Source organism: Paenibacillus sp. FSL P2-0089, assembly GCF_038595095.1.
In the GTDB taxonomy this organism is placed as follows: Bacteria; Bacillota; Bacilli; order Paenibacillales; family Paenibacillaceae; genus Paenibacillus_AQ; species Paenibacillus_AQ silagei.
The window spans coordinates 4,585,458-4,606,912 of sequence record NZ_CP152006.1 but is presented as its reverse complement, the minus strand read 5'-3'; the positions used below and the strand labels follow the sequence as shown (position 1 = coordinate 4,606,912).

Here is a 21,455-nt window from a genome sequence, read left to right as displayed (position 1 = left end):
AAGAGCAGAGAATGCTCCATAAAACTTAAAAATTTTAGGAGGACATGAACTATGGACGCAAGCCAGTTACTACAATCAGGAATTGCCGGTTTAATCGAGGGAAAGGATCTTACCCGTACACAGGCCCGCGAGATTATGGGCACGATTATGGAAGGTGCAGCTTCACCCGCACAAATCGGATCGCTGTTGACCGCGCTGCGGATCAAAGGCGAGACCGTCGAAGAAATCACCGGCTTCGCAGAGGCGATGCGCGGTTTCGGCACACAGGTGCTTACCGAGCGGAGCCAGCTGCTGGACACCTGCGGCACGGGCGGCTCCGGTATTCATAAATTCAATATCTCCACAGCTTCGGCGATCATCTCTTCCGCTGCTTCTGTAAGAGTGGCGAAGCATGGCAACCGTTCGGCGTCCGGGAGAGCGGGCAGTGCAGATGTGCTGGAAGCGCTCGGCGTCAATATTCATCTGAATGCAGAGCAGGCGCGGCAATGTCTGGACAGTATCGGCATCTGCTTCCTGTTCGCTCAAATCTATCATCCGTCCATGAAGCATGCCGCTGCTCCCCGCCGTGAGCTGGGTGTGCGGACGGTCTTCAATATGCTGGGCCCGCTGACCAATCCGGCCGGAGCAGACCGGCAGCTGATGGGCATTTATGACCGCAATAAGACAGAGACGGTTGCCATGGTCCTGGGTGAGCTCGGCTCCAAGCGGGCGATGATTGTGAGCAGCCTGGACGGCCTGGATGAGATCAGCATCTCGGCACCGACGCAGGTCTCCGAGCTGAAGCAGGGCATAGTCACCACTTACGAAATTACACCGCAGGAGCTTGGCCTCAGCCAGCATCCGCTGGAGGACGTCATGGGCGGCGATGCTGCTGAGAATGCGGCGATTATCACTACAGTACTGGAGGGTAATATCAATCCGTACCGTGATATCGTACTGGCGAATGCCGGGGCCTGCATCTATGTCGCCGGTCTGGCGGATACACTTAAGGAAGGCGTGGACCGTGCCAGAGAGGTTGTGGATTCAGGGGCGGCCCTGCGCAAGCTGGAACAGTTAAAAGCGATGACAAAGGAGCTTGATTATGTATCTTGACCGGATTGTTGCCACGAAAGTGAAAGAGGTAGAAGCGTTAAGCCAGCAATTCTCGCTCGCCGCGGCGGAGCGCTCCATTGCCGCATTGCCTGCTACCAGAGGCTTCCGCAGCGCTCTGACTGAACGCCGGAACCGGGAGATGGGGCTGATCGCCGAGGTGAAGAAGGCCTCGCCGTCCAAGGGGCTGATCCGGGCCGATTTTGATCCGGTGACGATTGCCCGGGGCTATGAAGCGGCAGGAGCCGATTGCCTGTCCGTGCTGACGGACAAGGATTATTTTCAGGGCAGCGGCGTGTATCTGCAGCAGGTAAGAGAGGCGGTGAAGCTTCCGCTGCTGCGCAAGGACTTCATTATCGATGAGAAGCAGATCTACGAGGCCCGCCTGCTTGGCGCGGATGCGATTCTGCTGATTGCGGCCATTCTGACCCCGCAGCAGCTCGCAGGGTTCACCGACTCCGCTGCCGCGCTTGGACTCGATATCCTGATTGAGGTCCATGACCGCACTGAACTGGAGACGGTATTGTCTACTGGTAAGGCTGAACATCCCGGGGTTCTGCTGGGCATCAATAACCGGAATCTCAAGACGTTCGAAACCTCACTCTCCGCTACGGAGGAGCTGGCAGCCTTGCTGCCCGCCGGTCTTCCGGTAATCAGCGAGAGCGGGATTACAGGGCCGGAGGATATTGCGTATCTCCGCAAGACACGGGCAACCGGTGTGCTGGTCGGAGAATACCTGATGCGCCAGCCGGATGTAGAGCAGGCGGTCAATCAGCTGCTCGGTCCGCTTCCTGCCGGGAAGGATCGTGTGCATCGTGACTGAACCCCTCGTAAAAATCTGTGGACTTCAGGGCGTTGAAGTGCTAAAATCTATGAATAGTTTGCCGCTCGATTATGTGGGTCTGGTGTTTGCGCCCAGCCGCCGGAGGGTTACAACGCAAACGGCTACGGAGCTGATTGCAGAGCTGGGCAACTGGAAGTCTGAGCCTGCGCCCCGACCGGTGGGCGTATTCGTTAACCCCGGCCTTTCCGAGCTGGCAGAGCTGCTGAGAACTGTACCGCTGGATGTTGTGCAGCTTCATGGACAAGAGAGTCCACAGTTCTGTGCGGAGGTCAAGGCGGCTTTTCCCCAGGTTAAGGTCTGGAAGGCCCTTTCGGTAGCCGGACGTAATCCTGAAGCAGGGGATGAGGTTCAGCCTCTGCTGGACAGCTATGCGGGCACCATTGATGCTCTGCTGCTGGACACCTATGATCCGCAGGAGCGCGGCGGTACGGGCCGTACATTTGATTGGGAGCAGATTCCCTTATACCAGCAAGCGGCGGCGAAGCATGCGCTGCCTTTATTTATAGCCGGAGGCTTGCATCCGGACAATGTGAACGAGCTGCTGGACGGCTACACTCCTTATGGCGTGGATGTCTCCAGCGGAGTTGAGAGTAACGGCAGTAAGGACATTGCCAAAATGACAGCTTTCGTAGAAAGGGTGAAGCAATCATGATACAAGTACCGGACAAAAATGGACGTTTTGGTTCTTTTGGAGGCCGCTTCGTTCCTGAGACCTTGATGACTGCACTGATCGAGCTGGAAGAGGCTTACAATAAATTCTCGGCAGACCCGGCCTTTCAGGAGGAAATAGATTATCTGCTCAAGCAGTATTCGGGCCGCGAGACCCCGCTATATTATGCAGAGCGGCTAAGCAAGGAGCTTGGCGAGGCCAAGATCTATCTGAAGCGGGAGGACCTCAATCATACAGGCGCCCACAAGATCAACAACGCTATCGGACAAGGCATCCTGGCCAAAATGATGGGTAAAACCAAGGTGATTGCCGAAACCGGCGCAGGCCAGCATGGAGTAGCGACAGCTACGGTAGCCGCCTTGCTCGGTATGGAATGCAAGGTGTTCATGGGTGAAGAGGATACCCGCCGCCAGGCGCTGAATGTCTTCCGCATGAAGCTGCTCGGGGCAGAGGTTATTCCGGTGACCTCCGGCTCCAGAACGCTGAAGGATGCCGGGAATGAGGCGCTCCGCTACTGGGTGAGCAATGTGGAAGATACGTTCTATGTGCTTGGCTCTGCGGTTGGTCCCCATCCGTATCCGATGATGGTCCGCAACTTCCAGCGGATTATCGGGGATGAGACCCGCCGCCAGATTCTGGAGGCGGAAGGGCGTCTGCCGGATTTGCTGGTTGCCGCAGTAGGCGGAGGCAGCAATGCTATCGGCATGTTCTACCCGTTCATGGAGGATGAGCAGGTGGCGATGATTGGTGTTGAAGCCGCCGGTAAAGGCGTAGACACTCCGTTCCATGCAGCAACCATGAGCAAGGGAAGCCATGGCGTATTCCAGGGCTCGCTGAGCTATCTGCTGCAGGATGAGCATGGACAGGTCATCGAGGCCCATTCCATATCGGCCGGACTCGATTATCCGGGCGTGGGGCCTGAGCATTCCTATCTCAAGGACATTCACCGTGCCCAGTATGTGCCGGTGACGGATGCGGAAGCACTGGATGCGCTGAAGTTGCTCTGCGTGACGGAAGGAATTATTCCTGCCCTGGAATCGGCTCATGCCATTGCCCATGTGGTGAAGCTTGGCAAGACGCTGACCAAGGATGATATTGTGGTGATCTGCCTGTCAGGACGCGGCGACAAAGATGTGGAATCCATTATGGCTTATACGGAAGGGGCGGAGCAGCAATGACAACCGAAACGACGAACCGGATGGACCTGACGTTTAACCGGCTGAAGGCGGAAGGCCGTACTGCCCTTATTCCGTTCTTAACCGTAGGCGATCCTGATCTTGAGACGACGCTGGATATTATTGCCGAGCTGGAGGCAGCGGGAGCGGATATTCTGGAGCTGGGCGTTCCTTACTCCGATCCGCTGGCCGACGGTCCGGTCATCCAGCGGGCGTCTGCAAGAGCGCTGCGCAGCAAGGTTCATCTGCGCACCTGCATGGAGACGGCGCTAAAGGCCCGGCAGGCAGGCAGTGAACTGCCGTTCATCCTGTTCACGTATTACAATCCGGTGATGCAGCTGGGGCTGGATACGTTTTTTGCGGAGCTGAATGCCCATGAGATCAGCGGGCTGATCATCCCTGACGTGCCGGTGGAGGAATCGGAGGACCTGCGTGCACGCAGCCGTGCCGCCGGAGTGAATCTTATTCCGCTCGTGGCTCCGACCTCCAGCGAACGGATTGCCCGGATCGTATCCGGCGCGAGCGGCTTCGTCTATTGCGTATCCTCGCTCGGGGTAACCGGGGAGCGCTCAAGCTTCCACAACGGAGTAGATGAGTTCATTGCGTCCGTCCGCCGGTCTACGGACCTGCCTGTTGCTGTAGGATTCGGGATCTCCACTGGAGAACAGGTATCCCGTTTTGCGAAGATCTGTGATGGTGTAGTAGTCGGAAGCGCCATTGTCCGCAAGGTGGAGGAGGTTATTCCCCTGCTGTCCCAGCCGCAGACGAGAAGCGCCGGACTGTTGCAAATTCGTGAATTTGTGGCACAATTAAGACCTAATTAATAATTGGAGAGCGAGGATCACCCATGAATCCAAAACCGAATATCGTTGACCTTCCTGTCTACAAGCCGGGGAAGCCGATTGAAGAAGTCAAGAAGGAGCTGGGCTTAAGCGAAGTCATTAAGCTGGCATCCAACGAGAACCCTTACGGGGCTGCACCAAGTGCGAAGGCCGCTATTGTAGCGGAGCTGGATAATCTCTTTTTATACCCGGACGGCTCTGCCGCTGAGCTGACAGCGACGCTGGCTAAGCATCTGGGCGTGGCGGGTGAGCGTATTATTTTCGGATGCGGATCTGATGAGATTATTGCTCTGATTGCCCGTGCCTTCTTCCTGCCCGGTGACGAGACGATTATGGCCGATCAGACCTTCTCCGTATATAAGAGCAATGCGGATATCGAAGGGGCTATAACTATAGAAGTCCCGCTTAAAGACGGAACGCATGATCTGGATGCAATGCTGGCGAAGATTACAGACCGGACCAAGATCATCTGGATCTGTAATCCCAACAATCCAACCGGTACCATTGTGCCCGAGGACGCCTTGATTTCGTTCCTGGATGCAGTACCTGCCAGCGTGATGGTAGTCCTGGATGAAGCCTATTACGAATATGTAACGGATCTCAGCTACACCGACGGCATTAAGCTGATCGACAAATACCCTAATCTGGTAGTCCTTCGTACCTTCTCCAAGATCTATGGTCTTGCGGCGCTCCGTATCGGCTATGGTGTGGCCAGCAGCCAGGTAATCTCCCTGATTAATCAGGTGCGCGAGCCGTTCAATACGACCCGCCTGGCTCAGGTGGCGGCGGTGGCAGCACTCTCCGATCAGGAATATGTGCAGCAGTGCCGTGCGCTTAACAGTGCAGGGATTGTGCAGCTTGAGGCGGAATTCGCGCGTCTCGGGCTTACGTCGTTCCCGGCTCACGGGAACTTCATTATGGTGGATGTACGCAAGCCGGCTGCTGAAGTCTTCGATACGCTGCTGCGTCAGGGAATCATCGTCAGAACAGGCTTCCACCGGTATCCGACCTACCTGCGGGTGACCATCGGCTCCGCCGAGCAGAACACAGCCTTCGTAGCTGCCCTGGAGCAGGCGCTGAAGGAGCAGGAAGTTCGCGCATAACCGTGAGGGCTCAGCAGCTGGATTGACGATACCACAGAAGGCAGGTAGTACTAAGAACATGACGACAAAAATAGCAATTTTCGGTGTCGGCCTGATCGGCGGCTCACTGGCCCTTTGCTTCAAAGGCAAGGAGGGTCTGACCGTTGTAGGCCATGCCCACCGCCCTGAATCTGCTGCTAAATATGTGAGCAGAGGTGTGGTTGATCAGGCTACATTATCACTTGAGGAAGCTGCACTGGATGCGGATTATATTTTTCTGTGTGTGCCGGTAGGCATGCTTGAGGACTATCTTCAGCGGTTAAGCAAGCTGCCGCTGAAGCCGGGCTGCATTATTACGGATGTTGGCAGCACCAAGGCCAGCATTGCCGCGTGTGCCCTTACACTGGATATTCCCGGTGTACATTTCATCGGAGGCCATCCTATGGCCGGATCGGAGCGTTCAGGCGTAGAGGCAGCCTCCTCTTTACTGTTTGAGAATGCGTATTACGTGCTTACACCTCCGCCTGGCGTGCCGGAAGCTGCCTACCAGGCTCTGGAGTCGCTCCTGCTGCATACGAGAGCGCAGATAGTCCGGCTTGATCCGGAGCGCCACGATGAGATTGTTGGAGCGATCAGCCATCTGCCGCATATTATTGCGGTAGCCCTGGTCAATCAGATTCATGCATACGATCATTCGGACTCGTTGTACAGCACGCTGGCTGCGGGGGGCTTCCGTGATATTACCCGCATTGCTTCGAGCGATCCGATCATCTGGCGCGATATTCTGCTGAATAACCGCTCTGTGATGCTGCGGCTGCTGAAGGATTGGAACGATGAGGTGTCCTCGTTCATCCATCTGCTGGAGAGCGGGGATGGCGCAGGGATCGAGTCGGCCTTCCAGGAGGCGAATCAATTCCGCAGCCAGCTTCCTGAGCGGCGCAAGGGCATGATCACTCCGCTGTTCGATCTGCATATTGATGTTCCCGATCACCCCGGCATTATCGGCCGGATTGCTACGGAGCTGGGCGACCAGGGCATCAACCTTAGCAACGTGCAGATTATTGAGAGCCGCGAGGATGTTCCCGGGATCATGCGCTTGTCCTTCCGCCAGGAGAACGATATGGAGCGGGCCAGAATTCTGCTGCAGGAGAATGATTATACCGTATATATGTAAAATATATGTAGAAAGCAAAATAAGAGCCGGGGACGGATGCCCCGGCTCTTATTTTTTGAAATTAACAGCTTCCTCCAGGAAGTAAGTGGAGAAACGTAACTTAATTCAGCAATAGTTGCCGGATATCAGGAAGCAAGTGGAAAAACAGCAACTAATATTGCTAGTTTCCGCCATGCTGTGGGAGAGGCGAGGAAATAAGTGTTGTTTGTCCAACTATTGTGCCGAAAAAGAATAACATATCCTAAATAACTGTAGGAAATCCAATTACTGCTATCAGGTGGCGCTCCGGCTGCGGCAGTAAACAAGCGGCCAGTAAATACCCAAATGTTCGTAAAAATGGACAAAAAAAAGACCGCTTACATAATAAGCGGTTACAGTTCACAATTTCTTGGAACCGTGTAGTGTTTGGATAGGAGTGGAGAGAAACCATACTGTACTTTTATTATATGTATCCGTTTACATTTTGTCAACACTTTATTTAAAGAAAATAAGACCGCTTTCATCGGACTGTCTGCCCGTCTCTCAAAGTCTATTAATTTCCTCCCGTTAGAAACTATGCTATACTGGGTTAAGTATGTTTATAGATTCCTTCCAAGTATAGGTAACCGCTTGCTGAACAAGTGGAGACGGGCTGTGTTGTCCTGTAAGGAGAATGCTGCCATTCTTCTGTCTTACAAAAGGAATTGAAGGTTGGAAGCCTTAAATAACGGTAAGTTGAATATACATAGGAAGATTGGATTTTTGTGCTGCAAAAAATGAAGGTATGCCGCAACTTTTTGTTACCTGCCCGGTATAAGTAGATACGGACCGGACGGGATTACACGTGCAAGGGCGAGGAGGGCCGACTCACCATGACGGATTCCCAGTTGATCCAGCTAATCAAGCAAGGCGATACAGAATTATATTCGGAACTCATGCGACGATATCAACGCAAAATATTGGCTTTTGTGTACCACATGCTGAAGAACTCCCATATGGAGCTGATTGCCGAAGACCTCTGTTCAGAGACCTTCTACAAAGCCTTCCGGAGTCTTCATTCCTTCCGGGAAGTGGATGCTTCTTTCTCCACATGGCTGTACACCATTGCCCGCAATACAGTGCTCAGTGAGCTTCGCAAGAACCGTGCCGGGAATGTGTCGCTTGAAGAGAGCGGCTATACACCTGTGGCACCGCTTGATGTTGCCCCGGAACAGGCAGCACTGCGCAAGGAACGGATGGAGCTCGTTCGCGAAGCGATTAACAATCTCCCGGAGAAGCAGCGCTCCGCGCTGATTCTGCGTGAATATGATCAGATGGATTATCAGGAAATTGCCGTGATTCTGGATCAGAGCGTCAGCTCAGTGAAGTCACTGCTGTTCCGGGCAAGGAGCAGTGTGAAGCTCCAGCTCGAATCCTATTTCTATGAGCCTGAATTTGAAGAGCAGGCTGAGAGGGTGTAAGGCCTATGAATTGCAGGGAAGCGCAGGATTCCATTCCACACTTGTGGGACGCTCCCCCCACAGATCCCAGGCGGATTAGCCTTGAGAGACATATCGCAACCTGCTCCTACTGCAGTGCCGAATGGGCGCTGTGGCAGGAGACCAGTGAGCTTATGCAGGATACAAGATTCGATGTCAGCGATGAGCGGGCAGAAGCGATTAACAGTAAGGTTATGGAGCGGATCTATCTGGAGAGCCCCTGGCTTATGCCCGGTGACGGGAAGTCTGCGGGGAGTTCTGCAGTATTCCGGCATCGCTTAAGCCTCTGGATTGCCTGTTTTTTAGCCGTGTTTATCTCAAGCTTCTTATATTTCACCGTGTTCAAGACCCCCTCGAATACGACGGCGGCACAGAGCGGGATCGTCGAGACAGGTGTGGCAGGCTTAACCCTGGACTGGTCATCTTCATATCCGGTGGAGTCTGAGGGCGGGATTATTGAGCCGCTGGTGGCCAATATGGGCCCTGCACATCCGCAGTACTGGATGGTATTGTCGACGCTGGGCGTCGGATTATCCATATTCCTGCTGGTCCGTCTGAACCGGTACCGCAGACAATGAGAACCCCCTTCCCGAGCATGGAGAAGAGGGTTTTTGATTTGAATACAAGAATGTATGTGTTTTCTACTTGTTCTAAAAAAGAAGACATTTGTTTTCATTCGTGTTACATTATTAAGCAAACATAAATAGGGAAGGGAACGGTGATAGGCGATGCTGATCGGCTTAATACGCCATGGGCTGACGGATTGGAATGCAGTAGGTAAAATTCAGGGACAAAGTGATATTCCGCTGAATGATGAAGGCAGGCGGCAGGCTGAGATGCTGGGTGACCGGCTGCTGCAGGAGCCTTATCACTGGGACTATTGTATTACCAGCAGTCTGTCCCGTGCAGCAGAGACCGGCAAGATCGTAGCGGCCAAGCTGGGCATTCCTTTACTTGAGCCGGATGACCGTATCCGTGAGCGTGCCTACGGCCAGGTGGAGGGCATGACAGCCGAAGCCCGTGAAGCCAAGTGGGGCAAGGATTGGAAGCTGCTGTCTCTGGGACAGGAGAGTGATGAGGCACTTCAGGTCCGGGGGCTTGCGTTCCTGGAGGATATTACGGCCCGGTTCCCGGGTAAGAATGTCCTGGTCATCTCCCATGGAGGATTCCTTGCACAGCTCTACACCGCACTCTACAAAGACAAATATTCGGAACGGCTCGGCAATCTCTCGCTCACGATTCTGGAGAAGAACGAGCAGGAATGGAATCCTTTATTGTACAACTGTACCCGTCATATTTTACAAAAACAGCATTAACCCGACCCTTCGGGTTATTTTTTTTTGCGGCGAAAGGAATAAAAAGGGCTGTATTTCCCATAATGGTAGTAAAACAGTGAGGCGATGAGAGATGAATCTGGCGGATATGCTCACTTATGCAGACATTGGTCAGCTGACCGCCATTGCGGGACGCTATCAGTGTGAATGCAAACGGAATTCCAAACATGATTTGATTCAGAGTATATTGATCACCTTGGGCAGCCGGGAGTTCATGGAGTCCCATATTAAGGGGAGTTCTCCGGGGGAGCTGCGTTTGCTGAACAGCCTGCTCTTCGATGAACGCAGCCACTTCAGCCTGGAGGATCTGCTGGCTGCAGCCAGGCAGGCTTCCTTCGATGCCCCGCCCGGCAAAAGCGGTGACTACCGCGAGCTGGTCAGCCGGCTTAAGAATAGCGGCTGGCTGTTCAGCGGAGCTTCCCAGCAGAGCCGGTATTTGTTCCAGGTGCCGCTGGATCTGAAGAAGCGCTTCCGTGAGCAGATGGGCCAGCATTTGCAGGAGCGGATTGTTCCGGGCCCGGAGCCGGCGGTGTACAGGGGGGAGGGGGATTTGCTGGCCGGAGATCTGCTGCTGTTCCTGCGGTATGTGAAGGAGAATGAGCCTGAGCTGAACCAGGAAGGCGCGCTCTATAAGCGCAATCAGCAGGGAGTGATGAATGCGCTGCAGATTGCAGAGCCTTTACTCGGCAAGGGCGGCTGGAGGTTCGGCTACGGCAGGGCTTGTGAGCATTATCCGCCGAGATTTGCCCTGCTGTACGATTATGCCCGCCACCGCCGCTGGATCTCCGAGGAGGGCTACAGGCTGCAGCTTACAGCGGCAGGCGGGCATTTTCTGGCGGAGGGGAAATCGGAAAAGCTGATGCAGTTATTCTCCTTTTGGTTAAGACTGTATAAAGGGGCTATTCCCAATTTGCCTTCGCTGGTCTACTGGATTAGTCTAAGTGCCGGCAGATGGGTGACCACAGCCTCGCTGTCAGAAGGAATCGGCTGGCTGATCAAGCCCTTTTATTACGATGATGCCGCTTCCATTCTCGAACAGCGAATCTTGCGGATGATGCTGCATCTGGGCATGCTTAAGCTTGGTGAGGAACCCGCAGGAACAGTGGTCATGATGACACCCTGGGGATGTGAGGCGGCTGTGCCGAAGCATCTGCTCAGGTAAGGAGGAGAGAGATGCGGATTGCCTATGGGAGTTACATACCGCAGCTTGACGAGACAGTCTATGTGGCGGAAGGCGCTAAGCTCGTTGGCGATGTAAGAATAAGCAAACAATCCAGTGTCTGGTTCAACGCCGTACTTCGCGGTGACCTGGCGCCGGTGATCATCGGGGAGCGCTGCAATATTCAGGACGGTGTGGTCGGCCATGTGGCGGACGGATTGCCGCTGATGCTGGAGGATGACATCTCGGTCGGGCATTCAGCAATCATCCATGGCTGCCGGATAGGCAAGGGCACATTAATCGGAATGGGTGCAATTGTACTGAACGGAGCAGAGATTGGTGAATATGCTTTAGTAGGAGCCGGCTCCCTTGTAACCGAGAATACCATCATTCCTCCGTATACGCTCTCCTTGGGCATACCGGCCAAAGTGGTCCGTGAATTGACTGAGCAGGATCTGCTGAGGATGGCACGCACAAGTGAAAGCTATGTGAAAAAAGCATTGGAATACGGAATTTCTTAAACAGCGGAGGTGTATCGAATGGACAAAATGAAGGCTACTTATGAAGTGATGCTGGGGCTGGCTGCGGAAATGGTGTGGGATGAAGCGTTAAGAAAGCGTCGTACCGACATGTTGTACCGGAAGATCGACACGGCGCTGGCTGCTGGTGATGAGGCGGCTTTCCGGAATCTGACTGAAGAACTGAAAAGTTTGGCATAGGAAATGCGCCTGGCGCATTTCTTTTTTTTCTCAAAATTAAGGATTGCCAAGCCGTATACACTTGTTTATGATGCTTTTAAAGTTAAATGCATGCTGCGGGATGCGGCTAGAGGGGGCGAATCTATGAAATTCAGTGATTTTGACAGTAGAGCCTGGGAGACCGATGGACAATACTATGATACCTGCATCATTCCGTACAGCGGACTTCAAGGCACGGAGACTCCGCCTGAGACAGTTAAGTTACTTGAACGGCAGCGTGATTTCCTGGAATTGGCCGAGCAACCGTACAAAGGGCGGGTCGTGACTTATCCGGCGGTACAGTATGCAGGGCCTGGAATGACAGCACTGATGAATGAGCTTTGCCGAAAAGTCAAATCCAGCGGCTTCCAGTACGCCATCGTGATGTCTGCCAATGAGGGGCTGCGCAGGGAGGAGATATTTGAAAGCGATTTACTCCTTTGCCTGCCTGAGATAGCGGCCGATTCCAGAGCCTCGGTAAGCGTGTATGTGCTGAGTGAAATCCAGGCCCTATGGGAGAATGGAAAATGAGTTAAATGTGACGGAAAATCAACAATTTATCAAAAAAGCACCTTAAACGCCTGTCACAATTTAGACAATATTCTTGACGGGTTTTAGACCCTAAGCTATGATTAGGATGAACTTATATGAACTGTGATATTTTTCATTGAAAACGGAATTTTTACCTAAAAAACCTATGCAACAACTCTGCAGGTGCCTTCTCACATTTTGAAAAGGGGGTTACATACAGTATGAGCAGCCTTAATGAAGAAGAAGAATCACTTCCGCAAGAACCGCCCAGCCGAAACGAGATGTCACGCAGACAGTTTTTGACCTACACACTAGGAGGGGCTACCGCCTTTATGGGTGCCGGAGTTATCCTGCCGATGGTCCGGTTTGCTGTAGATCCGATTCTGCAGAAAAAAGGCGAGGGAGAATTCATCAAGGTAGCGGAAGCGTCCAAAATTACCGAAGAGCCCCAGGAGTTCACCTTCGAGCTTCCGCAGCAGGACGGATGGTATGCCAGTACAGCGATGCTTACGGCGTGGATTCGTAAAGACGCGAACGGAGATATTTATGCGCTTTCACCGATCTGCAAGCATCTGGGCTGCACCGTAGGCTGGAATAATAACAAGGCGCATCCTGATGAATATCATTGCCCTTGCCATGGCGCCCGCTATACGAAGCAGGGCCGGCAACTGGCCGTGGCTGCCAAGCCCCTGGACCAGTACACCACCAAGATTGACGGAGGCTGGGTATATCTCGGTGAAATCGTCCCTAATACTGTTTCGGCGAAGGAGGCGTGAACGGCGTGTTCAAAAACGTATATAACTGGATTGACGAACGTCTGGATATTACACCGATCTGGAGAGATGTTGCCGACCACGAGGTCCCCGAGCATGTCAATCCCGCACACCACTTTTCAGCCTTTGTGTACTGCTTCGGCGGACTAACCTTCTTCATCACTGTAATCCAGATACTCTCAGGAATGTTTCTGACCATGTATTATGTCCCGGATATCATTAATGCCTACGCCAGCGTAGAATATCTGCAGACCAAGGTCGCCTTCGGTAAAATCGTCCGCGGCATGCACCACTGGGGCGCGAGTCTCGTCATTGTCATGATGTTCCTTCATACGATGCGTGTGTTCTTCACCGGTTCGTATAAGGCTCCGCGCGAGATGAACTGGGTAGTGGGGATGCTGATTTTCTTTGTCATGCTGGGACTGGGACTTACCGGTTACCTGCTTCCATGGGACAATAAGGCGTACTTCGCCACCAAGGTTACGCTCGAGATCGCCAATTCGGTTCCGTTCATGGGACCGGTGCTCAAGGAGCTGATGCAGGGCGGCAGTATTGCCGGCGCCGAGACGCTGACCCGGTTCTTCGCCTTACATGTATTCTTCCTCCCGGCGGTTCTGCTTATACTGCTTGTCGGGCACTTCATTATGATCCGCAGACAAGGCATATCCGGTCCGCTGTAAAATAACGTATAGGAGGCACGGTCATGGCACACGGAGACGACTCCAAAGAGAAGGTGATATTCGTCGGGGATTCCCGGGTCCGCAGAGGAAACGGATTCATTACCCCGCCGGATTATACGGCGTATCCGGGCAAATCGGAAGCCTTTATCCCTAACTTTCTGCTCAAGGAATGGATGGTTGGTGTAGTGGTGTTGGTGGGAATTCTGGTTCTGACCATCTCAGAGCCGGCTCCGCTAGGGTTCCCTGCCAATCCGGCAGCAACGGTAATTCCGATTCCCGACTGGTATTTTCTCTTCCTCTATCAGTATTTGAAGCTTCCTTATGCATCAGGTGACTATATCGTGCTGGGAACGCTTGGTGTGACTGGGGTGGCCTTCGGGGCGCTGCTGCTGGCGCCTTTCCTAGATACCGGCCCCGAGCGGCGGTTCTACCGCAGACCGATTGCGTCCTCGCTGATGTTCCTGTCCCTCGCAGCAATCGTCTATTTGACCAACACAGCCTGGACAGAATACAAGCATGAGATGGCTGAAACCGGCCAGATTCCAGAGGATGTACAGCGCGAGGAGAAAGCGGCCGAGAACAGGGCGGCGGGCTTGCCAACCACAAGTGCCGTCAAGCCGAAGGATATTGCCATTGTGGACAAGGATGATCCGGCGATGGCACTCTATAAGCAAGCAACCTGTATAACCTGCCATGCGGTAGATATGAAGGGCTCCGGCAGTTTTCCTTCGCTTCGGGGTGTAGGCGATAAGCATGATAAGGCGGCGATTCTTACTATTATAAAAGAAGGTAAGGGTCAGATGCCGCCAATGGTGGAGACGGCTATGGGAGCAGGGCTGACCGAGCAGGATATCGATGAGCTGGCCGGCTGGCTTGCCAAACAAAAAAGCGGACAGTAAAATAACAGTAACGCAGGACCTGATCGTGTATGCGCTCAGGTCTTTGTTATGTCATAAGAGTTGTAATGAAATCAGTGTTGTATTGAAATGAAGCTGCTACAGTCGGGGGGAAGTAGTTTGTATGCCGGGTCATTGGTTTGAGAAATTATTTAGGGACCGGAGAATAATATGGCTGCTGTTTATCGTGAATCTGCTCGGAACGGTCTACGGATATATGTGGTATGGCAACCAGCTCACGTTCACGGCGCAGACTGAACCGCTCTGGCTACTGCCGTTCGTTCCTGACAGCCCTACGGCCAGTCTGTTTTTCACGGCTGCATTACTGCTGCTGCTGTATCCGCCAAGAGGGCTTGCAGGGACGCTGATACGTGAGCTGATTGAAGCGCTGGCAGTCCTAACCTCTGTGAAGTACGGAATATGGGCGGTCAGCATCATTGTGGCCGGCGGTTATCAGGGAGATTCCATCACCTGGAAGGACTGGATGCTGATGATCTCCCATACCGGAATGGCTGTGGAAGCTCTGATCTATGCCCGGTTCTTCACCTTCCGGAGAATGCTGCCTGTGGCGCTTGCGTGGACATTCGCTAATGATATAGTGGATTATTCACAAGGCGTGTATCCATGGCTGCCTTCTGTGCTTGATGATGATCTTATCGCTGTTCAGTACCTCACCATGGGGCTTACACTGTTCAGTACGGCTGCTGCCTGGCTGTTCTGCGGCCGGACAAGGCGTCCGGCACTACCGGACAGCACTGCCATGAAGCACTGAGCCTCTGTTCTAACTCTTGTCCTTCCGCCATACATTAAGGTGGGAGGGATGTCTTATGCCGCGCAGAAAAGTATTCATACTGTCAGGAATTCTGCTGTGCTGGCTGCTGGCCGGTATCAGCGGAGGCCGCGTTCAGGCTGAAGCAGGGGATGCTGCTGCAGACCAGGGAAGTACGGCTTACATAGAAGCAGCCGGAAGTGTACCCAGTGATCCCGCTGCTCTCACGGCCAGAAGCGGAGCACAGCGGCTGGAGCAGGCTGCAGAAGCTCTATACGGCTATGTGCTTGAAGGCGATGTGCTGAAGGCCCGCCAGGAGGCAGAGGAGGTCTCGCAGATCTTCATCTCTTCGTCCTTTGAAGGGATGACCTCAGTGGAGGGGGTCAATGCACTATCCTCTGTGATCCTGGACATGAAGTCGGCACTGGCTGCGGCCCAGCCGTCCCCGGAGAGATGGGAAGCGGCAGCGGCGAAGCTGCGGCTTGCCGCTAACAGCCTGAATCACCCCCGCCAGCCCATGTGGCTGCAGTACTATAAGCTGGTCCGTGAGGATCTGAACGATATGGAGCAAAGCGCTGCCGCGAATGATCTGAAGAGCTGGACAGCGGCCCTGGCAAGACTTCAGAGCCGGTATGCGAATATCCGGCCTGCGGTGATCATCTCCCGGCCTGCTGAGGCGGTGAGCACCTTTGATTCCTGGATGTCTTACGCAGGAGGGGTGGCAGGCTCGGAGCAGCCCGTGGAACGGGCCCGCCTGCTGGAGATTGTATCCTATGGGCAGGATGCAGCAAGAGTGATGTTCGGCAAGGACCGCAGCGAGCCGGTCCTGTCTCTGCCGCTGGCTCCGCAGCAATACGGGGGCTGGGCCCTGCTGGCAGGCGCGTTCATCCTTACGGTGCTCGTGTATACGGCTTACCGTAAGTACCGCGGCCAGAAGCAGAATCTAAAACCCGTGTAGGCTTGAGCGGCGGCAACAGAGGATACAAAGAGGGCGGACCCCACAAGCAGCCATTGCCGGCTTGTGGGGTCCGCCCTTATGTGTGTATAGTTCAGGTCTCCCGGAAGCCTTCCCCGTGAACGTCGTGAACCTCACTGATAATGACGAAGGCTTTAGGATCCACCGACTTCACCAGCAGGCTTAGCCGGCGGATCTCCTGTCTGGAGACCACGCAATAGACCATATGCTTCGCCTGCTTGGAATAAGCGCCGATCGCCGGGATTAAGGTAACGCCGCGATCCATTTCTACGGTGATCAGCTCGGCAATCTGCGGAGCCTCGTCGCTGATGATGGTGAAGGCTTTGGCGGCGTAGGCTCCTTCCTGGATGAAATCAATGACGCGTGAGGCGATGAAGACTGCCACGAGCGTATACAGTATTTTTTCGCGGGGAATGTAGAGCAGGGAAGCCCCGATAATGATGATATCCACGGCCAGAATAATCTGTCCCATGCTCCAGCCGAACTTGCGTCCGAGTATCCGTGCCACAATATCTACACCCCCGGTGGTGCCCCCGAAGCGGAAGACAATCCCCAAGCCCAGACCAAGGGTTACCCCTGCATATAATGAAGCAAGAATAAAATCATGCTCTGTACTGAACGTTACAATCCAGCCTGCCTTAATCATCCGTTCAAATAACCAGAGGAAAAAAGACAGGGAGCCGATGCCGAGTCCGGTATAGACGATCTGATTCGCCCCGAGCACCTTCCAGCCGAGCAGAAAGAGCGGAAGGTTCAGCAGCAGTGTGGTTAAGAAGATAGGGATGTTAAAGGCGTAATTGAGCAGGATGGTAATCCCGGTAACTCCGCCCTCCATCAGCTGGTTGGGAATAATGAAATACAGGAGTCCGAATGCGTAGATGGCCGTGCCCAGCATGATGGGGGCCACTGTTTTGCTGACTGTGCTGATTTTAATGGTTGAACTCATAACATCCCTCGCCTACGCCTCTAAATGGGCAATTTATATGTAATGATCCCCCCGGAGAGCACACAAGCTCCAGGCGGCATTGCAAAAAAGATTTGTCTTCAAAACGTCTTTACGATAACATAGGGGCAAACAGAAGGCAAGAACACACGGGGGTGAAAGGGCAATTTATGGATAAAAGTCTTGGTGACATTCAGCGTGAGGTAGATGCCTATATCTCACAGTTTAAAGAAGGCTACTTCAGTCCGCTGTCGATGCTGGCCCGGATGTCCGAGGAAGTCGGGGAGCTGGCGCGCGAAGTCAACCATCAATTCGGCGAGAAGCCGAAAAAAGCGGATGAAGCTGATAATTCGATTGAGCTGGAGCTGGGCGACATTCTCTTCATTACCGTTTGTTTCGCCAATTCACTCGGTATCGACTTAACTGAGGCTCATAATAAGGTTATGCACAAATTCAATACACGTGATGCCGGGCGCTGGACGCCCAAAAACACCGATTAGGCCTATGCTACATATGCTGTACCAAACGAACGGGATTTAGCCGTAAGGATGGTGAGGATATGGACCATAATGATTATGTAAAAGCGGCCTACCGCTCAATACTCCGCAGTGACTTTGCTGAGGCCATCACCTTGTTCGAGGCGGCCATTGCCGCAAGTCCCGATGATGCGGAAGTCAGATACCGCTGCGCTATTACCTATGCCCGCAGCGGCATGCTGGACAAAGCGCTTGAACATGCTGTAGCCGCACGCAGACTGGATGGAACCAAACCGGAGTATCAGCTGCATCTTCAGCATCTGCAGGCTCTTAAGCTTGTGCAGGAAGCAAAGCGGCTGCTGGAGGATGACGCAGCGGACAGTGTGAATCCGTACCATCCGATTACGCTGCTTAAGGAAGCTGTATCGCTTGACCCTCTCTACGGGGATGCTTATGTATGGCTGGCAATTGCGCACAGCCGGATGAATGAACATCTGCAGGCGATTGCGGTATTGAAAGAAGTTATGTCGCTGCACCCGGATGACAGCGGACTGCGTCTGCTGATGAAGGATCTGCAGAAATCGCTGCAACACTATATACAATAATAACAGAGCCAGGGAAAGCGGGGAGAATTCATTTGAGTGACAAGATCAGGATTATTGTTTCCGGAGCCGGAGGCAGAATGGGCAAAGAGGTTGTGAAGCTGGTATTGCAGGATGATGAACTCGAGCTGGCAGCAGCGGTTGACCGCTCTGCACATGGCAGAGATGCCGGACGGCTGGTTGGCCTTGAGGATTGCGGTGTACTTGTGACTCCGGATCTAGAGACTGCGCTTGCAGATACAGAGGCGGATGTAATGGTTGATTTTACGCTTCCACACTCTGCATATAGCAATACTGCGCTGGCGGTCAAATACGGCGTCCGTCCGGTTATCGGTACCACCGGCTTCACGCCGGAGCAGATCGCCGGGCTGGACAAGCAATGCCAGGAGCAGGGAATCGGCGGACTGATTGCGCCTAACTTCTCCATCGGTGCGATTCTGCTGATGAAATTTGCTGCCCAGGCCGCAAAGTATTTCCCTCATCTCGAAATTATCGAATATCATGGAGACCAGAAGCTGGATGCTCCGTCAGGAACAGCGATTAAGACGGCAGAGATGATCTCTGAGGCGCGGCAGGAGCTCCGCCAGGGACATCCGGAGGAAGAAGAGATTATTGAAGGCTCACGCGGCGGGTATTATAACGGCTTCCGTATTCACAGCGTGCGTCTTCCGGGTGTTTTTGCCCAGGAGGAGGTTGTATTCGGCGGGTTCGGACAGTCGCTCAAGATCCGTCATGACTCTTATGAGCGCGCGGGTTATATGCCTGGAGTCAAGCTCGGGATTCAAAAGGTGATGGGCTATACCGGCTTGATTTACGGCTTTGAGCATTTTATAGAATAGACGGGGAGAGAAACAGAATGTTGAAAATTGCTTTTATCGCACATGACCGCAAAAAAGATGAAATGGTTAATTTCGTAACTGCTTATGAGCATGTTTTTGAAGGGCATAAATTATTCTCCACCGGAACCACGGGCCAGCGTATCATGGAAGTGACCAAGCTCTCCATTCACCGTTACATGTCGGGGCCGCTTGGCGGCGACCAGCAGATCGGCTCGATGGTGGCTACGGATGAGCTAGATTTAATTATTTTCCTGCGTGACCCGCTGATGGCCCAGCCGCATGAACCGGATATTACAGCGCTGCTACGTCTGTGCGATGTGTACGGGATTCCGGTGGCTACGAATATTGCTACAGCAGAAATTCTGGTGAAGGCTATTGACCGGGGAGATTTCGGCTGGCGTGAGCTGGTACATAAATACAAGCCGGGTGTGGACGAGTCATGAAGCTTGACATTCTGGTATTCGGCGCGCATGCAGATGATGCCGAGATCGGCATGGCAGGGACAATTGCCAAGCATACTGCTGCCGGCTTCAAGGTAGGAATGTGCGATCTGACCCGGGCAGAGATGTCCTCGAACGGCACGGTGGAGCTGCGGGAACAGGAAGCACAGCAGGCTGCCGCAGTGCTGGGCGCTGCGGTGCGGACGAATCTGGGGCTGCCTGACCGTGGCCTGTCTATGACAGAGGGCCATTTGGCGGCAGTAACAGCGGAAATCCGCCGCTATGCCCCGTCTATGGTTTTTGCCCCTTACTGGGAAGACCGCCATCCTGATCATATTGCCTGCAGTAAGCTGGTGGAGGAAGCGGTATTTAATGCCAAGCTGCGCAAATATATGCCGGACAAGCCCGCTATCCCCGAGCCTGAATTATATTTCTACTTTATTAATGATCTTGGACGGACGGATCTAATCGTAGATGTGACTGCGCAGTATCCGCTGAAGGAGCAGGCATTGTCCTGCTACCGTTCCCAATTTGGACTCGCTCCGGGTGAAGATGCCGTTGCAACGCCATTGACGGAAGGGTATATCGAACGCGTCCGTTCCAGAGACATGCTGCTCGGTCAGCGGAGGCTCATTCCTTATGCCGAAGGGTTCGTCGGCAAGGTTCCGTATACCGTAGATTTGTTCGATGCTGCCCGCAAATAGAGGTTGCCACTCGACAACGCCCGGAAAACAACTATAATTAATTCATATCGTTACTTGAAGTAATAGACTTAAGTTAAAATTGAAGGGGCGGAGCTATGGAGCGGCTAAAGATAGGCATCACTTGTTATCCTTCTCTAGGCGGCTCGGGCGTGGTGGCAACTGAACTGGGCAAACTATTGGCTGAAAAAGGCCATGAGGTTCACTTTATCACACACAGCATCCCGTTTCGGCTGGGAACGTTTCAGAAAAATATCTTTTACCATGAGGTAGAGGTTAACGATTATTATGTATTCCGCTATCCGCCATATGATCTGGCGCTGGCGACCAAGATGGCGCAGGTAGCCAAAATGCAAAATCTGGACCTGTTCCATGTGCATTATGCAGTTCCGCATGCGGTATGTGCTTTTCTGGCCAAGCAGATCCTTGGTAATGATATCAAAGTGGTTACCACGCTGCATGGTACGGATATTACAGTGTTGGGCCAGGATGAATCCCTGAAGGATCTGATCCGGCTGGGCATTAACGAGAGTGATGCGGTGACCGCAGTCTCCCGTGATCTGATCAAGGAGACCCGCAAGGCGCTTGATATTACGCGTGAAATTGATCTGACTTATAATTTCGTAGATAAGCGTGTCTATTATCCCCGGGATGTAACGGATCTGCGCGGCGACTTCGCGGCCCCGGATGAGAAGATTCTGATGCATATCAGCAATTTCCGCCCGGTCAAGCGGGTGAGTGATGTGGTGGATGTGTTCGCCAAGGTGAACCGGCAGGTGCCTTCCAAGCTGCTGCTGGTCGGCGAAGGCCCTGACCTGCCTAAGATTCAAGCCAAGATCAGCGAGATGGGCCTCGACGATCATGTCCGTTTCCTGGGTAAGCAGGACGAGATTGCCCAGGTGATCTCGCTGGCGGACCTGCTGCTGCTGCCTTCTGAGAAGGAGAGCTTCGGGCTGGTCGCCCTGGAAGCGATGGCCTGCGGCGTTCCGACCATTGGCTCGCAGGCCGGTGGGATTCCGGAGCTGATTCAGCATGGCAAGACCGGATTCCTTGCGCCAGTCGGCGATACGGAATCGATGGCAGAATATGCCGTCCGGCTGCTCTCGGATGAGGCGATGGCTGAGAGCTTCCGGCGCGCATGCCTGGAGCGGTCCTGCAATGATTTCAGCAGAGATATGATCACCAATCAATATGAAGATATTTATTACCGTGTGCTCGGGCGCAAGGTATCCGGATTAGACCCGATTCTGGGGTAAGGAGTACGAT

General features: G+C 53.5%; 26 protein-coding genes. 25 read left to right on the top strand and 1 reads right to left on the bottom strand.

The features are described 5' to 3' along the window. The first annotated feature begins 51 nt into the window (after positions 1–51). The 19 genes from trpD (at position 52) to NST69_RS19240 (ending at position 16,170) form a co-directional block, all read left to right on the top strand. Positions 52–1,092, top strand: coding sequence for an anthranilate phosphoribosyltransferase (gene trpD / locus NST69_RS19330; protein WP_342546931.1), 1,041 nt, complete (start codon positions 52–54; stop codon positions 1,090–1,092). Then, complete coding sequence (gene trpC, locus NST69_RS19325; protein WP_342546929.1) at positions 1,082–1,912, top strand: indole-3-glycerol phosphate synthase TrpC; 831 nt, start codon at positions 1,082–1,084, stop codon at positions 1,910–1,912. The genes trpD and trpC overlap by 11 nt, the downstream gene beginning before the upstream one ends. Continuing rightward, positions 1,905–2,585 carry a phosphoribosylanthranilate isomerase gene (locus tag NST69_RS19320; protein WP_342546927.1) on the top strand — a complete coding sequence of 227 codons (681 nt, stop codon included), beginning with the start codon at positions 1,905–1,907 and terminating at the stop codon, positions 2,583–2,585. The genes trpC and NST69_RS19320 overlap by 8 nt, the downstream gene beginning before the upstream one ends. Further along, positions 2,582–3,781, top strand: a complete 1,200-nt coding sequence (gene trpB, locus NST69_RS19315; RefSeq protein WP_076079183.1) for a tryptophan synthase subunit beta — start codon at positions 2,582–2,584, stop codon at positions 3,779–3,781. The genes NST69_RS19320 and trpB overlap by 4 nt, the downstream gene beginning before the upstream one ends. After that, positions 3,778–4,602: a tryptophan synthase subunit alpha gene (gene trpA, locus NST69_RS19310; protein ID WP_342546926.1), complete on the top strand. Its 825-nt coding sequence runs from the start codon at positions 3,778–3,780 to the stop codon at positions 4,600–4,602. The genes trpB and trpA overlap by 4 nt, the downstream gene beginning before the upstream one ends. A gap of 23 nt (positions 4,603–4,625) precedes the next feature. Continuing rightward, entirely contained in the window at positions 4,626–5,723 is a 1,098-nt protein-coding gene (hisC, locus tag NST69_RS19305; protein ID WP_342546925.1) for a histidinol-phosphate transaminase, read from the top strand. A gap of 58 nt (positions 5,724–5,781) precedes the next feature. Then, positions 5,782–6,876 (top strand): prephenate dehydrogenase, encoded by a 1,095-nt coding sequence (locus NST69_RS19300; protein WP_342546923.1) that lies wholly within the window; start codon positions 5,782–5,784, stop codon positions 6,874–6,876. An 851-nt stretch (positions 6,877–7,727) separates the two neighbouring features. Beyond that, complete coding sequence (locus NST69_RS19295) at positions 7,728–8,315, top strand: sigma-70 family RNA polymerase sigma factor (RefSeq protein ID WP_036727278.1); 588 nt, start codon at positions 7,728–7,730, stop codon at positions 8,313–8,315. 152 nt (positions 8,316–8,467) lie between these two features. Next, positions 8,468–8,911, top strand: coding sequence for an anti-sigma factor (locus NST69_RS19290; protein ID WP_245367978.1), 444 nt, complete (start codon positions 8,468–8,470; stop codon positions 8,909–8,911). 150 nt (positions 8,912–9,061) lie between these two features. Beyond that, the gene (locus NST69_RS19285; RefSeq protein WP_339310367.1) at positions 9,062–9,649 is read left to right on the top strand and encodes a histidine phosphatase family protein; all 588 of its coding nucleotides are present in this window, start codon (positions 9,062–9,064) and stop codon (positions 9,647–9,649) included. A 91-nt stretch (positions 9,650–9,740) separates the two neighbouring features. Beyond that, entirely contained in the window at positions 9,741–10,829 is a 1,089-nt protein-coding gene (locus tag NST69_RS19280; protein WP_036727274.1) for a hypothetical protein, read from the top strand. Positions 10,830–10,840: 11 nt separating this feature from the next. Continuing rightward, positions 10,841–11,347 (top strand): gamma carbonic anhydrase family protein, encoded by a 507-nt coding sequence (locus NST69_RS19275; protein ID WP_342546922.1) that lies wholly within the window; start codon positions 10,841–10,843, stop codon positions 11,345–11,347. A gap of 18 nt (positions 11,348–11,365) precedes the next feature. Beyond that, positions 11,366–11,545: an IDEAL domain-containing protein gene (locus NST69_RS19270; RefSeq protein ID WP_036698090.1), complete on the top strand. Its 180-nt coding sequence runs from the start codon at positions 11,366–11,368 to the stop codon at positions 11,543–11,545. Positions 11,546–11,668: 123 nt separating this feature from the next. Continuing rightward, a complete protein-coding gene (locus tag NST69_RS19265) occupies positions 11,669–12,094 on the top strand; it encodes a DUF2487 family protein (protein ID WP_342546921.1) in 426 nt (141 codons plus the stop codon). Between the two features lie 221 nt (positions 12,095–12,315). Next, positions 12,316–12,870, top strand: coding sequence for a ubiquinol-cytochrome c reductase iron-sulfur subunit (locus tag NST69_RS19260; protein WP_036727269.1), 555 nt, complete (start codon positions 12,316–12,318; stop codon positions 12,868–12,870). A 5-nt stretch (positions 12,871–12,875) separates the two neighbouring features. Continuing rightward, positions 12,876–13,547: a cytochrome b6 gene (locus NST69_RS19255; RefSeq protein ID WP_036727267.1), complete on the top strand. Its 672-nt coding sequence runs from the start codon at positions 12,876–12,878 to the stop codon at positions 13,545–13,547. Between the two features lie 23 nt (positions 13,548–13,570). Next, on the top strand, positions 13,571–14,446 hold the full coding sequence (locus tag NST69_RS19250) for a menaquinol-cytochrome c reductase cytochrome b/c subunit (protein WP_036727265.1): 876 nt from the start codon (positions 13,571–13,573) through the stop codon (positions 14,444–14,446). A 121-nt stretch (positions 14,447–14,567) separates the two neighbouring features. Then, positions 14,568–15,215 carry a DUF1405 domain-containing protein gene (locus tag NST69_RS19245; RefSeq protein WP_209869957.1) on the top strand — a complete coding sequence of 216 codons (648 nt, stop codon included), beginning with the start codon at positions 14,568–14,570 and terminating at the stop codon, positions 15,213–15,215. A gap of 55 nt (positions 15,216–15,270) precedes the next feature. After that, on the top strand, positions 15,271–16,170 hold the full coding sequence (locus NST69_RS19240; protein WP_051478163.1) for a sporulation protein YpjB: 900 nt from the start codon (positions 15,271–15,273) through the stop codon (positions 16,168–16,170). Positions 16,171–16,261: 91 nt separating this feature from the next. On the opposite strand, the gene NST69_RS19235 is transcribed toward NST69_RS19240, so the two are convergent. Next, positions 16,262–17,134, bottom strand: coding sequence for a YitT family protein (locus NST69_RS19235; protein WP_200869567.1), 873 nt, complete (start codon positions 17,132–17,134; stop codon positions 16,262–16,264). A gap of 167 nt (positions 17,135–17,301) precedes the next feature. On the opposite strand from NST69_RS19235, the gene NST69_RS19230 reads away from it, so the two are divergent. The 6 genes from NST69_RS19230 (at position 17,302) to bshA (ending at position 21,445) form a co-directional block, all read left to right on the top strand. Next, on the top strand, positions 17,302–17,631 hold the full coding sequence (locus NST69_RS19230) for a nucleotide pyrophosphohydrolase (protein ID WP_036698080.1): 330 nt from the start codon (positions 17,302–17,304) through the stop codon (positions 17,629–17,631). A 59-nt stretch (positions 17,632–17,690) separates the two neighbouring features. After that, positions 17,691–18,212: a tetratricopeptide repeat protein gene (locus NST69_RS19225; RefSeq protein ID WP_036727261.1), complete on the top strand. Its 522-nt coding sequence runs from the start codon at positions 17,691–17,693 to the stop codon at positions 18,210–18,212. 32 nt (positions 18,213–18,244) lie between these two features. Continuing rightward, the gene (gene dapB, locus NST69_RS19220) at positions 18,245–19,048 is read left to right on the top strand and encodes a 4-hydroxy-tetrahydrodipicolinate reductase (RefSeq protein WP_036727259.1); all 804 of its coding nucleotides are present in this window, start codon (positions 18,245–18,247) and stop codon (positions 19,046–19,048) included. 17 nt (positions 19,049–19,065) lie between these two features. After that, positions 19,066–19,491 (top strand): methylglyoxal synthase, encoded by a 426-nt coding sequence (gene mgsA / locus NST69_RS19215; protein ID WP_036727258.1) that lies wholly within the window; start codon positions 19,066–19,068, stop codon positions 19,489–19,491. Beyond that, positions 19,488–20,192, top strand: a complete 705-nt coding sequence (bshB1, locus tag NST69_RS19210; RefSeq protein WP_342546917.1) for a bacillithiol biosynthesis deacetylase BshB1 — start codon at positions 19,488–19,490, stop codon at positions 20,190–20,192. The genes mgsA and bshB1 overlap by 4 nt, the downstream gene beginning before the upstream one ends. 95 nt (positions 20,193–20,287) lie before the next feature. Next, on the top strand, positions 20,288–21,445 hold the full coding sequence (bshA, locus tag NST69_RS19205) for an N-acetyl-alpha-D-glucosaminyl L-malate synthase BshA (RefSeq protein ID WP_036727254.1): 1,158 nt from the start codon (positions 20,288–20,290) through the stop codon (positions 21,443–21,445). Positions 21,446–21,455 lie beyond the last annotated feature (10 nt).

Bases quoted from the DNA above. Each gene is read 5' to 3' on its own strand.
- trpD (WP_342546931.1), top strand. From the start codon at position 52: ATGGACGCAAGCCAGTTACTACAATCAGGAATTGCCGGTTTAATCGAG.
- trpC (WP_342546929.1), top strand. From the start codon at position 1,082: ATGTATCTTGACCGGATTGTTGCCACGAAAGTGAAAGAGGTAGAAGCG.
- trpB (WP_076079183.1), top strand. From the start codon at position 2,582: ATGATACAAGTACCGGACAAAAATGGACGTTTTGGTTCTTTTGGAGGC.
- trpA (WP_342546926.1), top strand. From the start codon at position 3,778: ATGACAACCGAAACGACGAACCGGATGGACCTGACGTTTAACCGGCTG.
- hisC (WP_342546925.1), top strand. From the start codon at position 4,626: ATGAATCCAAAACCGAATATCGTTGACCTTCCTGTCTACAAGCCGGGG.
- NST69_RS19300 (WP_342546923.1), top strand. From the start codon at position 5,782: ATGACGACAAAAATAGCAATTTTCGGTGTCGGCCTGATCGGCGGCTCA.
- NST69_RS19295 (WP_036727278.1), top strand. From the start codon at position 7,728: ATGACGGATTCCCAGTTGATCCAGCTAATCAAGCAAGGCGATACAGAA.
- NST69_RS19290 (WP_245367978.1), top strand. From the start codon at position 8,468: ATGCAGGATACAAGATTCGATGTCAGCGATGAGCGGGCAGAAGCGATT.
- NST69_RS19285 (WP_339310367.1), top strand. From the start codon at position 9,062: ATGCTGATCGGCTTAATACGCCATGGGCTGACGGATTGGAATGCAGTA.
- NST69_RS19280 (WP_036727274.1), top strand. From the start codon at position 9,741: ATGAATCTGGCGGATATGCTCACTTATGCAGACATTGGTCAGCTGACC.
- NST69_RS19275 (WP_342546922.1), top strand. From the start codon at position 10,841: ATGCGGATTGCCTATGGGAGTTACATACCGCAGCTTGACGAGACAGTC.
- NST69_RS19270 (WP_036698090.1), top strand. From the start codon at position 11,366: ATGGACAAAATGAAGGCTACTTATGAAGTGATGCTGGGGCTGGCTGCG.
- NST69_RS19265 (WP_342546921.1), top strand. From the start codon at position 11,669: ATGAAATTCAGTGATTTTGACAGTAGAGCCTGGGAGACCGATGGACAA.
- NST69_RS19260 (WP_036727269.1), top strand. From the start codon at position 12,316: ATGAGCAGCCTTAATGAAGAAGAAGAATCACTTCCGCAAGAACCGCCC.
- NST69_RS19250 (WP_036727265.1), top strand. From the start codon at position 13,571: ATGGCACACGGAGACGACTCCAAAGAGAAGGTGATATTCGTCGGGGAT.
- NST69_RS19245 (WP_209869957.1), top strand. From the start codon at position 14,568: ATGCCGGGTCATTGGTTTGAGAAATTATTTAGGGACCGGAGAATAATA.
- NST69_RS19240 (WP_051478163.1), top strand. From the start codon at position 15,271: ATGCCGCGCAGAAAAGTATTCATACTGTCAGGAATTCTGCTGTGCTGG.
- NST69_RS19235 (WP_200869567.1), bottom strand. From the start codon at position 17,134: ATGAGTTCAACCATTAAAATCAGCACAGTCAGCAAAACAGTGGCCCCC.
- NST69_RS19230 (WP_036698080.1), top strand. From the start codon at position 17,302: ATGGATAAAAGTCTTGGTGACATTCAGCGTGAGGTAGATGCCTATATC.
- NST69_RS19225 (WP_036727261.1), top strand. From the start codon at position 17,691: ATGGACCATAATGATTATGTAAAAGCGGCCTACCGCTCAATACTCCGC.
- mgsA (WP_036727258.1), top strand. From the start codon at position 19,066: ATGTTGAAAATTGCTTTTATCGCACATGACCGCAAAAAAGATGAAATG.
- bshB1 (WP_342546917.1), top strand. From the start codon at position 19,488: ATGAAGCTTGACATTCTGGTATTCGGCGCGCATGCAGATGATGCCGAG.
- bshA (WP_036727254.1), top strand. From the start codon at position 20,288: ATGGAGCGGCTAAAGATAGGCATCACTTGTTATCCTTCTCTAGGCGGC.